The sequence below is a fragment of the Pseudomonas rhodesiae genome, assembly GCF_013285305.1.
Classification (GTDB): domain Bacteria; phylum Pseudomonadota; class Gammaproteobacteria; order Pseudomonadales; family Pseudomonadaceae; genus Aquipseudomonas; species Aquipseudomonas rhodesiae.
On sequence record NZ_CP054205.1, the window covers coordinates 791,526 to 805,795 of the forward strand.

The 14,270-nt window shown below is 61.7% G+C and carries 12 protein-coding genes; 10 read left to right on the top strand and 2 right to left on the bottom strand.

Going from position 1 to position 14,270, the window contains the following annotated elements:
* Positions 1-24: 24 nt before the first annotated feature.
* Positions 25-1,314, top strand: coding sequence for a putative hydroxymethylpyrimidine transporter CytX (gene cytX, locus HRH33_RS03370; RefSeq protein ID WP_167416789.1), 1,290 nt, complete (start codon positions 25-27; stop codon positions 1,312-1,314).
* Here cytX and HRH33_RS03375 read toward each other — a convergent pair.
* Positions 1,283-2,029 carry an RsiV family protein gene (locus HRH33_RS03375; RefSeq protein ID WP_034095580.1) on the bottom strand — a complete coding sequence of 249 codons (747 nt, stop codon included), beginning with the start codon at positions 2,027-2,029 and terminating at the stop codon, positions 1,283-1,285. The two genes, cytX and HRH33_RS03375, sit on opposite strands and share 32 nt — an antisense overlap.
* Positions 2,030-2,222: 193 nt before the next feature.
* On the opposite strand from HRH33_RS03375, the gene HRH33_RS03380 reads away from it, so the two are divergent.
* From HRH33_RS03380 to HRH33_RS03415, 8 genes are all read left to right on the top strand, one after another.
* Entirely contained in the window at positions 2,223-2,840 is a 618-nt protein-coding gene (locus tag HRH33_RS03380; protein WP_034136640.1) for an NUDIX domain-containing protein, read from the top strand.
* Entirely contained in the window at positions 2,831-3,280 is a 450-nt protein-coding gene (locus tag HRH33_RS03385; RefSeq protein WP_003171323.1) for a DUF1249 domain-containing protein, read from the top strand. Before HRH33_RS03380 ends, HRH33_RS03385 begins: the two co-directional genes overlap by 10 nt.
* A 97-nt stretch (positions 3,281-3,377) precedes the next feature.
* Positions 3,378-4,193 (top strand): 3',5'-cyclic-AMP phosphodiesterase, encoded by an 816-nt coding sequence (gene cpdA, locus HRH33_RS03390; RefSeq protein WP_167416790.1) that lies wholly within the window; start codon positions 3,378-3,380, stop codon positions 4,191-4,193.
* Positions 4,194-4,314: 121 nt separating this feature from the next.
* Entirely contained in the window at positions 4,315-4,923 is a 609-nt protein-coding gene (locus HRH33_RS03395; protein WP_040265862.1) for a YqiA/YcfP family alpha/beta fold hydrolase, read from the top strand.
* Positions 4,924-4,977: 54 nt separating this feature from the next.
* On the top strand, positions 4,978-6,882 hold the full coding sequence (gene parE / locus HRH33_RS03400; protein ID WP_034095584.1) for a DNA topoisomerase IV subunit B: 1,905 nt from the start codon (positions 4,978-4,980) through the stop codon (positions 6,880-6,882).
* Positions 6,882-7,877: an esterase-like activity of phytase family protein gene (locus tag HRH33_RS03405; RefSeq protein ID WP_167416791.1), complete on the top strand. Its 996-nt coding sequence runs from the start codon at positions 6,882-6,884 to the stop codon at positions 7,875-7,877. The genes parE and HRH33_RS03405 overlap by 1 nt, the downstream gene beginning before the upstream one ends.
* Before the next feature lie 73 nt (positions 7,878-7,950).
* Positions 7,951-10,215, top strand: a complete 2,265-nt coding sequence (parC, locus tag HRH33_RS03410) for a DNA topoisomerase IV subunit A (protein ID WP_034095586.1) — start codon at positions 7,951-7,953, stop codon at positions 10,213-10,215.
* Positions 10,216-10,392: 177 nt separating this feature from the next.
* Positions 10,393-11,103 carry a PqiC family protein gene (locus tag HRH33_RS03415; RefSeq protein ID WP_167416792.1) on the top strand — a complete coding sequence of 237 codons (711 nt, stop codon included), beginning with the start codon at positions 10,393-10,395 and terminating at the stop codon, positions 11,101-11,103.
* A gap of 193 nt (positions 11,104-11,296) precedes the next feature.
* Here the strand turns inward: HRH33_RS03415 and HRH33_RS03420 are convergent, their stop codons facing one another.
* Positions 11,297-12,829, bottom strand: coding sequence for an AhpA/YtjB family protein (locus HRH33_RS03420; RefSeq protein ID WP_034111508.1), 1,533 nt, complete (start codon positions 12,827-12,829; stop codon positions 11,297-11,299).
* A gap of 133 nt (positions 12,830-12,962) precedes the next feature.
* On the opposite strand from HRH33_RS03420, the gene serB reads away from it, so the two are divergent.
* Positions 12,963-14,177: a phosphoserine phosphatase SerB gene (serB, locus tag HRH33_RS03425; RefSeq protein ID WP_034095589.1), complete on the top strand. Its 1,215-nt coding sequence runs from the start codon at positions 12,963-12,965 to the stop codon at positions 14,175-14,177.
* Positions 14,178-14,270 lie beyond the last annotated feature (93 nt).

A 14,270-nucleotide genomic window follows, 5' to 3' on the forward strand; every position in this document is an offset into this window, starting at 1 on the left:
AAAAGTCCCCAAGAGATACCCACCTTGAGCATTCAACCGAGTACCTATTCTCCTGACATCGCGGTGCCTGCTGACAAAAGAGTCTTCGGCGCCCGCGACCTGTTTTCCCTGTGGTTCTCCCTCGGCATCGGCCTGATGGTCCTGCAGACCGGCGCATTACTCGCGCCGGGCCTGGGCTTGTCGGGTGCCTTGCTGGCGATTTTCCTCGGCACTCTGGTCGGCGTGCTGTTGCTGGCCGCTGCCGGTGTGATCGGTAGCGACACCGGCTTGTCCGCCATGGCTGCGCTCAAGCTCAGCCTTGGGGCCAAGGGCGCCAGCCTGCCCGCGCTGCTCAACTTGTTGCAGTTGATCGGCTGGGGCTCGTTCGAAATCATCGTGATGCGTGATGCCGCCAGTCTATTGGGCACGCGGGCGTTCGGCGAGGGCAGCCTGTTGGTCAGCCCGCTATTGTGGACGCTGTTTTTCGGTGGTCTGGCAACCTTGCTGGCAGTCAGCGGGCCGCTGACGTTCGTGCGCCAGATCCTGCGTAAATGGGGCATCTGGCTGCTGTTGGCGGCCTGCCTGTGGCTGACCTGGAACCTGTTCGCCAAGGCCGACCTAGGCGCACTCTGGGCCCAGGCCGGTGACGGTTCGATGCCCTTTGCGGTGGGGTTTGATATCGCCATCGCCATGCCGCTGTCCTGGCTGCCGCTGATCGCCGATTACTCGCGCTTCGGCAAACGCGCCAAAAGCGTATTCGGCGGTACCGCGCTGGGCTTTTTTACCGGTAATTTCTGGCTGATGAGCCTGGGCGTGGCCTACACCCTGGCGTTCGCGCCGAGCGGTGAAGTAAATGCGCTGCTGCTGGCATTGGCTGGGGCTGGACTGGGGGTTCCGCTGCTATTGATCCTGTTGGATGAATCGGAAAACGCCTTTGCCGATATCCACTCGGCGGCGGTGTCCAGCGGGATGTTGCTGCGTTTGAAAGTCGAGCACCTGGCATTGGCTATCGGCGTGATCTGTACTCTGATCGCCTGCCTGGCGCCGCTGGCGCAGTACCAGAATTTCCTGCTGTTGATCGGTTCGGTGTTCGCGCCGCTGTTCGGCGTGGTGCTGGTGGCTCATTTTGCCCTGCGCCGTCGTGGCCAGGGCGTACCGACTGCTCTGCGCTGGCCGGCGCTGTTGGCCTGGTTGGGTGGGGTTGGCACCTATCACCTGCTGGCCAATCTCTACCCGGATATCGGCGCGACCCTGCCGGCGCTGGTGCTGGCAGGGTTGCTGCAGTTCATGCTCGGGCGGGCCTTCAGCGGCGCGCGGGCACCAGTTCGGGCTTAAGGATGCCTTCCAGGCGTGAGTAGGGGATCTGCAACTCGACGTGGCCCAGGGCGTACGGCGCGATGGTCGAGGTCGGGTATTTGAGGATCACGCCGCCGTAGGTCAGCGCCACGTTCGGGGTTTTCTGGAAGGGGTAGGTCTTCACGAACTCCTGCTCCAGGCTCAGACGGGTGCTGATCAACCAGCTATTGTGGGCGACCTGGGCGGCTTTCCAGAATGCGTCTTCCTTGCCCGGCAGCAGCATGTCGGTCAGGGACAGGGCTTTTTGCTGCTGGCGCGAATAGTTGATGAACGCGCGGCCCGGCTCGCCATGGGTGGCGCCTTGGTCCAGATAGCTGGACAGTTCGATGATCACCAAGCCGTCATGCTGCTCGCGTACCTTGGCTTGCAAATACATGCTGTTGCGCGGCGCGGCGGTTTTCAGGAACTGCTCGCGGTACGTTTCCAGGCTTGTGGGCAAGGGCTCGTTCGGGGTGGTGCGGGTCATGTCCAGCAGGCGCTGCTCGATCAAGGCGTCGAGCTTGGGCTCTTTGGCAAAGTGCACGGTGTCGATGTTCACCAGTGGGCAGTCGGCGCTGGCGCAGCCCGGCTTGCTCTGCTCGGTGGCGTCGCGAGTGGCTTCCAGCGGGGTGCGATAGCTCGGTTGGAACAGGCTTTGGCAGGCACCGAGGGTCAATGCGATGCAGGCCACGGAGGCAATCTTTAAGAGCGACATGGATGTCCTTCGTCTAACGATAAGAGCGAAATTTGTGGTGCTTCGACTGCCAGCGAGGCAGTCAGTTCGCCACTAAGCTATTTAGAGTGAGTTTGACGTCCGCCGTCTATCCCGGCAACCGGAAAGGGGCTGCACCAAGGGGCGCGAGCGCGTTAGGATGGCGCGAATCGCCCAGGCATAACGAGGAAGGGATATGACGGACACTGCAAAATCGACGCCGAGTACGATTGAAATCGTTAAGCGCGACAATGCCTACAAGGGCTTCTACCAACTCGATCGCGTGCAACTGCGCCACGAGAAATTCGATGGCGGCATGAGTCGGGTGATCAACCGCGAAGTCTTCGTCCGTCACGACGCCGTGTGTGTATTGCCCTACGATCCGCAGCGCGACGAGGTGGTCTTGATCGAGCAGTTTCGCGTAGGCGCCATGGGCCGCGCGAGCAACCCGTGGCTGGTGGAGATGGTCGCCGGCTTGATCGATAAGGATGAGCAACCGGAGGAGGTTGCCCACCGTGAAGCCGAGGAGGAAGCTGGGCTGACCTTCTCCGCGTTGTGGCCGATCACCAAGTATTTCCCGTCGCCCGGCGGCAGCACCGAATTCGTCCACTTGTACCTGGGCCGTTGCGACAGCACGGGCGCAGGCGGCGTTCACGGCCTGGAAGAAGAAGCAGAAGACATCCGCGTCACCACCTGGGCCTTCGAAGACGCCCTGCAAGCGGTGCGCGACGGCAGAATTTCCAACGCAGCCAGCATTATCGCCCTGCAATGGCTAGCGCTTAACCGCGCGGAAGTGAGGGGGTTATGGCAGTAAAGGCACGGGAACGTTATCGGGTCGACCTGATCGGGCTGCAAGCGGCCTGCGAGGCCAACTATGCGCGGCTGATGCGCTTGCTCCCCGACATGCGCCACGCCCCCGAGGCGCGGCGCATCGGCGTGACCCATGGCGACCAGATGCTCGGCGTACTGGCCCTGGAAGTCATCGTCAATTGCCCGTACACCACCACCCTGCGCGTGCGCCAGGAACACAGCCTGCCATGGTTGCCGGTACCGCAACTGGAAGTGCAGGTGTACCACGATGCACGCATGGCCGAAGTGATCAGCGCCGAACATGCGCGCCGCTTTCGCAGCATCTATCCTTACCCGAATGTGTTCATGCATCAGCCCGATGAAAAAGCCCAGCTCAATGTGTTCCTCGGTGAATGGCTGAGCCATTGCCTGGCACTGGGGCACGAGTTCGAAGTCGTGCGGTAGATGTGAACTGCGTCTGCTTCCTTAGGTTTCCTCTTTGTGTCCTGCCCAGCATAATCGCGCCAACCGTCCATTTCTGTGATTGCCTTGGGAGAGCGCCTTGCCGAGCGTATCCACCGTGAGCCCCGACGCTTCGGCGTTGCTGGTGCAACTGTCCGACAGCCACCTGTTTGCCGAGGGCGACGCCACGTTGCTGGGCATGAATACCCGCGAGAGCCTGCAACGGGTGGTCGAATTAGTGTGCGAGCAACAGCCGTCTATCGACCTGATGTTGGCCACGGGGGATCTGTCCCAGGACGGTACGCTTGAGTCGTATCAGCAGTTTCGCGCTATGACCGCGGCCATCGACGCTCCCGCGCGCTGGATCCCCGGTAATCACGACGAACCGCTCCTCATGGCCCAAGCCGCCGAGCACAGTGATTTGCTGGAACCGGTGGTCGATATCGGCCACTGGCGCATTACCCTGCTGGACTCCGCCGTACCTGGCTCCGTGCCGGGTTATCTGGAGGACCAGCAGCTGCAATTGCTCGCTCAATCCTTGAGCGAGGCGCCGGATCGTCATCACCTGGTGTGCTTCCACCACCATCCGGTGTCGTTCGGCTGCGCATGGATGGAGCCCATCGGCTTGCGCAACCCCGAGGCCCTGTTTGCCGTGCTGGACCGCTTTCCCCAGGTAAAGGCCGTGCTCTGGGGCCACGTGCACCAGGAGATCGACCGCGAGCGCAATGGCGTGCGCCTGCTGGCGTCGCCGTCCACCTGCATCCAGTTCGCGCCGGGCAGCGAGGATTTCAAGGTCAGCGAGCAGGCACCGGGCTATCGCTGGTTGCGTTTGCATGCCGATGGGAGTTTGGAGACCGGGGTGGAGCGGCTCAAAGATTTCGCCTTTACCGTCGATTACGGCAGCAACGGCTATTAAAGACCGCAAGCACTCCTCATAACGGTGGGAGATAGCTTGCGCCCAGTTGGATCATCGGCTGCTCACGCCACCTCGATCCCTGTAAACTGCGCCTTTTTCGCGTAAGCATGGAGAGCCCGGCATGTCGGCTTCGATCCTGTATATCCACGGTTTCAACAGCGCGCCGGCGTCCAACAAGGCCAGCCAGTTGATGGGTGTCATGGACGCTCTGGGCCTGGCCGATCAGTTGCGCGTGCCGGCCCTGCATCACCATCCACGTCAGGCAATTCCTCAATTGGAACAAGCCATTGCCCAGTTGGGGCGGCCGCTGCTGGTCGGCAGCTCCCTCGGCGGCTACTATGCAACCCATCTTGCCGAGCGCCATGGCCTAAAGGCGCTGCTGGTCAACCCGGCGGTCAGCCCCCATCGGATGTTCGACGGTTACCTGGGCACCCAGAAGAACCTCTACACCGATGAAACCTGGGAACTGACCCAGGACCATGTGACGGCGCTGGCCGAGCTGGAAGTGCCGGCTCCCCAGGATGCCGCGCGTTATCAAGTGTGGTTGCAGACCGGCGATGAAACACTGGATTATCGCCTCGCCCAGCAGTATTACCGGGCCTGTGCCTTACGCATCCAGGCCGGTGGCGATCATGGTTACCAGGGGTTTGCCCGGCAACTGCCGGCGCTGCTCAGTTTTGCCGGCATTGGCGCAGATCAGTATCAATCCTTCGATTTCTCGGCACTGTAATTGCCTTGCAAACCGCAGGTTACTTTTTAATCGAACGACTCACGATGAGACCCCATGGCCACTCCCAGCGCTAGCTCTTATAACGCCGACGCCATCGAAGTCCTCTCGGGCCTCGACCCGGTGCGCAAACGCCCCGGCATGTACACCGACACCAGTCGGCCGAACCACCTTGCCCAGGAAGTCATCGACAACAGCGTCGACGAAGCCTTGGCCGGGCACGCCAAGTCGGTGCACGTCATTCTTCATGCAGACCATTCCCTGGAAGTGTCCGACGATGGTCGCGGCATGCCCGTGGACATCCACCCAGAAGAAGGCGTGCCGGGCGTCGAGCTGATCCTTACCAAGCTGCACGCCGGCGGCAAGTTCTCCAACAAGAACTACCAGTTTTCCGGCGGTTTGCACGGTGTGGGTATTTCCGTGGTCAACGCCTTGTCCACCCTGGTGCGGGTCAAGGTCAAGCGCGATGGCAACGAGTACCAGATGACCTTCGCCGATGGCTACAAAGCCACCGACCTGGAAGTGATCGGCACCGTCGGCAAGCGCAACACCGGCACCAGCGTGTACTTCGCGCCGGACCCGAAATACTTCGATTCGCCGAAATTCTCCATCAGCCGCCTCAAGCACGTGCTCAAGGCCAAGGCCGTGTTGTGCCCGGGACTGCTGGTCACCTTTGAAGACAAGGGCACCGGCGAGAAGGTCGAGTGGCATTACGAAGACGGCCTGCGTTCCTATTTGGAAGACTCGGTCAGCGACTTCGAACGCCTGCCCAACGAGCCGTTCTGCGGCAGCCTGGCGGGTAACAAGGAAGCCGTCGACTGGGCTCTGCTGTGGTTGCCCGAAGGCGGCGACAGCGTGCAGGAAAGCTACGTCAACCTGATCCCGACCGCCCAGGGCGGTACTCACGTCAACGGTCTGCGTCAGGGCTTGCTGGATGCTATGCGCGAATTCTGCGAATACCGCAGCCTGCTGCCGCGCGGCGTGAAGCTGGCGCCGGAAGACGTGTGGGAGCGCATCGCGTTCGTGCTCTCGATGAAGATGCAGGAGCCGCAGTTCTCCGGGCAGACCAAGGAACGCCTGTCGTCCCGTGAAGCGGCGGCGTTTGTCTCCGGGGTGGTCAAGGATGCCTTCAGCCTTTGGCTCAACGAGCATCCGGAACTGGGCCTGGCCCTGGCCGAGCTGGCGATCAACAACGCCGGGCGTCGCCTCAAGGCCAGCAAGAAAGTCGAGCGCAAGCGCATCACCCAGGGCCCAGCGCTTCCGGGCAAACTGGCCGATTGCGCCGGGCAGGATCCGATGCGCTCGGAACTGTTCCTGGTCGAAGGTGATTCCGCCGGCGGCTCCGCCAAACAAGCGCGGGACAAGGAATACCAGGCGATCCTGCCGTTGCGTGGCAAGATCCTTAATACCTGGGAAGTCGATGGCAGCGAAGTCCTGGCCAGCCAGGAAGTGCACAACATCGCCGTGGCGATCGGTGTCGACCCCGGCGCGGCGGACATGAGCCAGTTGCGCTACGGCAAGATCTGCATTCTCGCCGACGCCGACTCCGACGGCCTGCACATCGCCACCTTGCTCTGCGCGCTGTTCGTGCAGCACTTCCGCCCGCTGGTGGATGCCGGCCACGTCTACGTCGCCATGCCGCCGTTGTACCGGATCGACTTGGGCAAGGAGATCTTCTACGCCCTGGACGAAGCCGAGCGCGATGGCATCCTCGACCGTCTGGTAGCCGAAAAGAAACGCGGCAAGCCCCAGGTCACCCGATTCAAGGGCCTGGGCGAGATGAACCCGCCGCAACTGCGTGAAACCACCATGGACCCGAACACCCGGCGCCTGGTGCAGTTGACCCTGGACGATTTTGCCGCCACCAGTGAAATGATGGACATGCTACTGGCGAAGAAGCGCGCCGGGGACCGCAAATCCTGGCTGGAATCCAAGGGCAACCTGGCCGAGGTTCTGGGCTGATGCGCACAGGCTTCGCCCTGGCGATCCTGATGTTGAGCGGGCTGGCAGCGACCACCGTCGCCGCCGCGCCCGTGGTGGAACTCAAACTCGTGTCCGAACACCCGGTGGACGGCATGCGCGGCGGCAACCTGTCGGGGCTGGCGCAGTGCGGTAACGAACTGTGGACGGTGTCCGATCGTGATGACGATCAGATCTATCGCCTGGATACCAGTGCGCCCACCTGGCGGGCCGAAGCGGTAAAGATCGAGGTGCCGCCGGTGCCGGACTCCGGCTTGCCCTGGGGGCTGCGCTCGCGTACCAAGGCCGCTTCGTTCATTCGCGGCGGTGACTTGGACTTTGAAGGCATCAGCTGTGATGGCATGGGTAATCAGTACATTGTCAGCGAAGCCCATGCCGCGGTGCTGAAGGTGCCGGTGAGCGGCGCGCCGCAATGGCTGAAAATCGCCCCGAGCATGGTGCGAGAGGCCCGCGCCAGCGGCATGTTGCTGCACTTCAATGCGTTATTTGAAGGATTGGCGATCAACCCGGAAGGCAACCAGCTCTGGCTGGCGGCCGAGCGCGAGCGGCGCGGGCTGATCTCCATCAAGCGTGCGCAAAGCCTCTGGGATTGCGATGGCCCGTGCGTACTGCTGAGCGAGGCCGGCCAGGAAGTGCAGCCGGCCAAGTTCACCGATGCCAAGGCGGTGTCCAAGGATTTTGCCGACCTGGCGCTGTACAACGGCAAATTGTTTACCCTGGAGCGTAATGCGTTCCAGATTTGCCGGCGCGATGCGGTCACGGCCAAGGTCGAGCTGTGCTGGTCGTTCGCCGACGAAACCCTGACCTCCGAACGCCGCTACGCCCAGCCCTATGGCTTGGCCGAGGCGCTGGTCATTGACGAAAGCGGGGCCTGGCTGGGCATCGACAACAATTTCGGCCCCCGGGCCGATGGTGAAAAACGCCCCATGGTCTATCGTTTCGCCGCCCCGGCCGGCGGCTGGAGCGCCCAGCCATGAATCGGCCCCTTTTTGAATCGAATCAGCGCAGCGGCCGTTCCGCTGCGCCTTACCCACTATTGATGAGGCCCGCATGAGTGACATCCTCGCAGACAGCTTAGATGGCGTAGAACGCCGGTCGCTGGCTGACTTCACCGAAAATGCCTACCTCAACTACTCCATGTACGTGATCATGGACCGTGCCTTGCCGCATATCGGCGACGGCCTGAAGCCTGTGCAACGGCGCATCATCTACGCGATGAGTGAGTTGGGCCTGGATGCCGACTCCAAGCACAAGAAGTCGGCGCGTACCGTCGGTGACGTGCTCGGTAAATTCCACCCCCACGGCGACTCGGCTTGCTACGAAGCCATGGTGCTGATGGCGCAGCCGTTCAGCTATCGCTACACACTGGTAGACGGCCAGGGTAACTGGGGTGCGCCGGACGATCCCAAGTCCTTTGCCGCCATGCGTTACACCGAAGCCCGCCTGTCGCGTTACTCCGAAGTGCTGCTCAGCGAGCTGGGCCAGGGCACGGCGGATTGGGGGCCGAACTTCGACGGCACCCTCGACGAACCCTTGGTATTACCGGCACGTTTGCCGAATATCCTGCTCAATGGCACCACCGGTATTGCGGTGGGCATGGCCACTGACGTGCCTCCGCACAACCTGCGCGAAGTGGCCACCGCCTGCGTGCGCCTGCTGGATGAGCCGAAGGCCACCGTGGAGCAGCTCTGCGAGCATATCCAGGGGCCGGACTACCCGACCGAAGCGGAAATCATCACGCCGCGCGCCGATCTGCTGAAAATGTACGAAACCGGCAAGGGCTCGGTGCGTATGCGCGCCGTGTACCACGTCGAGGATGGCGACATTATCGTCACCGCGCTGCCGCACCAGGTGTCCGGCGCCAAGGTGCTGGAGCAGATCGCCGCGCTGATGCAGGCCAAACCGTCGAAACTGCCGCAGGTCGCCGACTTGCGTGACGAGTCCGACCATGAAAACCCGTGCCGCATCGTGATTATCCCGACCAATAGCCGGGTCGATCATGAAGTGCTGATGCAACACTTGTTTGCCAGCACCGATCTGGAGTCCAGCTACCGGGTCAACGTCAACATCATTGGTCTGGACGGCAAGCCGCAGTTGAAGAACCTGCGCAACCTGCTGGTGGAGTGGCTGGAGTTCCGGATACAAACCGTTCGGCGCCGCCTGCAGTTCCGTCTGGACAAGGTCGAGCGCCGTCTGCATCTGTTGGACGGTTTGTTGATCGCTTACCTCAACCTGGATGAAGTGATTCATATCATCCGCACCGCCGAGCATCCGAAGGCCGAACTGATCGCCCGTTTCGAGCTGAGCGAGATTCAGGCGGACTACATCCTCGACACCCGCCTGCGGCAGCTGGCGCGTCTGGAAGAGATGAAGTTGCGTGATGAGCAGGATGCCTTGCTCAAGGAACAAGCCAAACTGCAAGCCCTGCTGGGTAGCGAAGCCAAGCTGAAAAAGCTGGTGCGTAGCGAACTGATCAAAGACGCCGAAACTTACGGCGATGACCGCCGCTCGCCCATCGTCGAGCGCGCCGAAGCGAAAGCTCTGACAGAAACCGAGCTACTGCCCAACGAGAAAATTACCGTCGTTCTGTCGGAAAAGGGTTGGGTTCGCTCCGCCAAAGGGCATGATATTGACGCCACTGGCCTGTCGTACAAGGCCGGTGACGGGTTCAAGACCGCAGCCGCTGGGCGTTCCAACCAGTTTGCGGTGTTTATCGACTCCACCGGGCGCAGTTACTCGGTGCCGGCCCATACCTTGCCGTCGGCGCGGGGGCAGGGCGAGCCGCTGACCGGGCGTCTGACACCGCCACCGGGGGCAAATTTCGAGTGTGTGCTGCTACCGGACGATGACGCGCTGTACGTGATTGCGTCCGATGCGGGATATGGCTTCGTGGTCAAGGGGGAAGACCTGCAAGCCAAGAACAAGGCGGGCAAGGCGCTGTTGAGTCTGCCCAACAACGCCAAAGTGATCCTGCCGCGGCCGGTGCACGACCGTGAGAACAACTGGCTGGCGTCGGTCACTACCGAAGGGCGTCTGCTGGTGTTCAAGATCAGCGACCTGCCGCAATTGGGCAAAGGTAAAGGCAACAAGATTATTGGAATCCCCGGGGAGCGGGTGGCCAGTCGCGAAGAGTACGTGACCGACATCGCCGTGATTCCGGAAGGTGCAACCCTGGTGCTCCAGGCAGGTAAGCGCACCTTGTCGCTGCGCCCTGACGACCTTGAGCACTACAAGGGCGAGCGTGGCCGCCGGGGTAATAAATTGCCTCGTGGCTTCCAGCGGGTGGATGCTTTGTTGGTTGAAACGCCCGTTTAAGGCGTTTTAGAGCCCTCGATCTACGATTTAACCCGTAGATCGACGCTTTGGCGCTGGAGTCATGGCGCATATTCACGGATGATATGGCCTCTTCAGCGCCGGCGTGGCCGAGCGTGTACAGGTTATTTTTTAGTATTACATTGTGGTTCGCCTTGTGGCAGCCACCTGGATGGGATGATGACTGCTCCACGCCTTCCTTTTATTTTTATGCTCGCTGGCCTTTTGGGGCTGGCGGGTTGCAGCACACATCAACCGGTGTCGCTGTACCAGCTGGACAGCGGAAGTCCGGCTCAGCCAGCTCAAACCGCCGGCATGGCGGTGTTGCTGGGGCCGGTAATCGTCGCCGACTACCTGCAACGCGAGACCCTGCTGCAACGTCAGAACGACGGCAGCCTGCAAGGTTCCACCGATGGTCGTTGGGCGGGCAGTTTATCGTCCGACATCAACCAGCTGATGCTGCGCCAGGTGGCCGGTCAGTTGGACAGCCAGCGTGTGGTCCTCGCCCCCGCGCCTGCCGGCTTTACGCCGGACGTGCAGGTGCTGTTGACCATCACCCGATTGGACTCGGGTGCTTCGCAACCGGCAATTCTCGATGCGCAGTGGCGCTTGATCGATCGCCGTGGCCAGGTGCGTGACAACCGTATCGTGCACTTGCAGGAACAGCACACCGGCACCACCGCGTCCCAGGTCCAGGCCCAGGGCGTGCTGTTGCAGCATTTGGCGCAGCAACTGTCGGTGGCGCTCAAGCCATTGGCCAACCAGCCACCGATTGCCGCCGAGGCCCCGCGCAAACAAGCGCCGGCCCAGGCCAAGCCGGTTGCTCCGGAAAAGCCCAAGATGCCGATGGCCACGCCGATTCGTACCGATATGGAAGTGTTCCGGTTTTGATCTGAATGCCACGCAAACAAAAGGCCCGCTGATTCAGCGGGCCTTTTGTTTGCGTGCGATTTACTTGAAGTTTATAGGGATCCAAATGTGGGAGAGGGCTTGCCCCCGATAGCAGTGGGTCAGTCAGCCCAGCTGTCACTGACACATCGCCATCGGGGGCAAGCCCCCTCCCACACTGATTTTGCGGTTTGCTTCAAGGCTTTGTACGGGTCTCATGCATCCGCGCTAACTGACGCTCCAGCATCGACGGATACGGTTCCATCAATCGTTCCACACAGCTTGCGCCTTCGGGGCTGGCAATCGGGCGGATACGGGCGCGCTGGCGAATCAGCGGGTCTTCGCTGATCTTGCGCTCCACCAGCAGCAGGTTGCGGCTGTGTTGGGACAAGGCCAGCGCGTCCTGGGCGATTTCGGTGAGCAGCAGGTCGATCTGGCTCATGCCGAACAGATCGTCGCCCACTGTCAGGCCCAGTTGCAGTTGCAGGGTGATGCCACTGTCCGCCACTTCGATCTGCAGGGCATGGCCCAAGGCGCGCAGCAGCTCGCCGCAGCAGATGGCGTTGGTCAGGTAGTCTTCACCGCTGTCTTCGCTGTGGAACAGCATCAAGGTGCTGCCATCGTTGAGGGTGTGCAGTTCGCTCTGGTACAGCGAAGCGGCCTGGTCGAGGCAGTCGCGGTAGCGCTCCAGCAATTCCGTCAGGCGTGCGCGGGGCAAGCGACGCAGTTGGTCCTGGGCGCCGAGTTGTACGGCCAGTACCGCGCTGTGCTGAGGCTCGGCGTTTTTCGCCGGCACCGCTTTGGGCGCGACGGCCGGGCTGCTGGCCGCGGTATCGCGCAGATCAGCGAACGGGTCTTCGTCGTCCAACTCATCCTCTTCGGCGATAAGTGCCCTGCGTGTCGCCGGCTTGAGGCCCGCCACCGGCGGCTTTTCGTCGAAGCCCGGATCGCGCAGGTCGCGCACCTCGAACTCGGGTTCGTCGTCGTAATCGGTGTCGTCGAATTCGGGTTCCGGTTCAACTTCGCGAACCACCGGCTCCGGGGCGAAGCTGGCGTGGAGTTGGCGGGCAAGGTCGCCGATTTCATCCTGGCGGTCGGTGGCCGGGGTGTGTTCGTCGATATCCCGCAGCCAGATGCGCAGTTGCATCAGCGGTGTCGAGATATGCCGACCCAGGCGCAGGCTCAAGGCCAGGGCCAGGGCCAGCAGAATCGCGCTCAGGATGCCCATGCTTTGCAGGCTGATGGTCATCGGCTGCTGGAATTGCTGCATATCCAGGCTGATGCGCAACTGGCCGGCCTTCACGTCCTGAAAGGTGATATTGCTCTGGTACAAGCCTTCGGCCTCACCCAGCAAGCCGTTCTTCGGGCGCTGGCCGGCTTCGGCCATGATCCGGTTGTCGACGCTGTAGATGGCGGCGTGGGCCACCAGCGGATTCTTGGTGAGGTTATTGAGCAGCACGTTGAGACTGAGGATGTCGTTGGACACCAGCAGCTCGGTCGCCGAGGTAGCGGTCTGGGTGGTCAAGCTTTCGCCCAGGGCGTCGGCTTGCTCGTGCATGGCCTGTTTGAACTGCAAACCCATTACGCAGGCGTAGATCACCAGGGCCAGGGCGACCAGGATCACGTTATGGCTGGCGATGCGTAATGCGATCGGTACACGGCGGTGGCGCAGTGCCCGGAAGATCAGCAGGAAGAAGTTGTCGGTTTTTACTGGCGTGGGCCGGTTCACTTGAGCTCGGCTCTTGGTCCGTGAAGTTGACGCGCAGTATAGCGATAGGCCCATGACCGGCAAAGCGCTGGCTGTGCCCGATGGTCACTGAAAGTGGGTAGAATGCGGTTTTTTTCCAGCCTGGGGGTGCGCCTTGCGCGAAATTGTCCTGATTAACATCACTGGGGAAGACCGCCCGGGTCTTACCGCTGCCATTACCGGTGTGCTGGCCCAGGGTGGTGTGAACATTCTCGACATCGGCCAGGCCGTGATCCACGACACCCTGTCGTTCGGCATCCTGGTGGAAATTCCCAGCAACGAGCAGTCATCGTCCGTGCTCAAGGACATCCTGTTTACCGCGTACAAGCTGGATCAACAGGTACGTTTCACTCCGGTATCCGAAGCGGACTACCAGCATTGGGTGGCCGGCCAGGGCAAGAAACGCCATATCGTCACGTTGTTGACCCGCAAGGTCACCGCTGAACAACTGCAGCGCGTCAGCTCCATCACCGCGCAATACGGCTTGAATATCGACCACATCGACCGTCTGTCGGGGCGCATGCCATTGGACACGCCGGCCGACCAGGGCAAAGGCTGCATCGAGTTTTCCGTGCGTGGCGAGCCGGCTGACCCGCAGGCCCTGCGCGCGGAATTCCTCAGCGTCGCCCAGGAGTTGAATGTCGATATCGCCTTCCAGGAAGATTCGCTGTTCCGCCGCAACCGCCGCCTGGCGGTGTTCGATATGGACTCCACCTTGATCGAAGCCGAAGTCATCGACGAACTGGCCAAGGCTGCCGGTGTGGGCGATCAAGTCAGCGCCATCACTGAGCGTGCCATGGCCGGCGAGCTGGACTTCCGCGCCAGCTTCAAGGAGCGCTTGGCACTGCTCAAAGGCCTGGATGTGAGCGTGCTGGATTCCATTGGCGCTTCCCTGCGCCTGACCGAAGGCGCCGAAACCCTGTTCGCCGAACTCAAGCGCCTGGGTTACAAAACCGCGATCTTGTCCGGCGGCTTTACCTACTTCGCCAAGCAATTACAGGCCAAACTGGGCATCGATTACGTATTCGCCAACGAGTTGGAAGTGGTCGACGGCAAAGTGACCGGCGTGGCGGTCGAGCCGATTGTCGACGCGCAACGCAAGGCCGACCTGCTCAAGGAGCTGGCGCACAAGGAAGGGTTGCGTCTGGAGCAGACCATCGCGGTAGGCGACGGTGCCAACGATTTGCCGATGCTGGCGATTGCCGGGTTGGGCGTGGCGTTCCGGGCCAAGCCGCTGGTCAAACAGTCGGCCAAGCAGGCCATTTCGACCCTGGGGTTGGACGGTGTGCTGTATCTGCTGGGCTTTCGCGACCGCGATGGCCAGCTCTGACTGACTCAATCCGGTCAGAAAATGTGGGAGGGGGCTTGCCCCCGATAGCGGTAGATCAGTCACTTTGATGTTGACTGATACTCAGCTATCGGG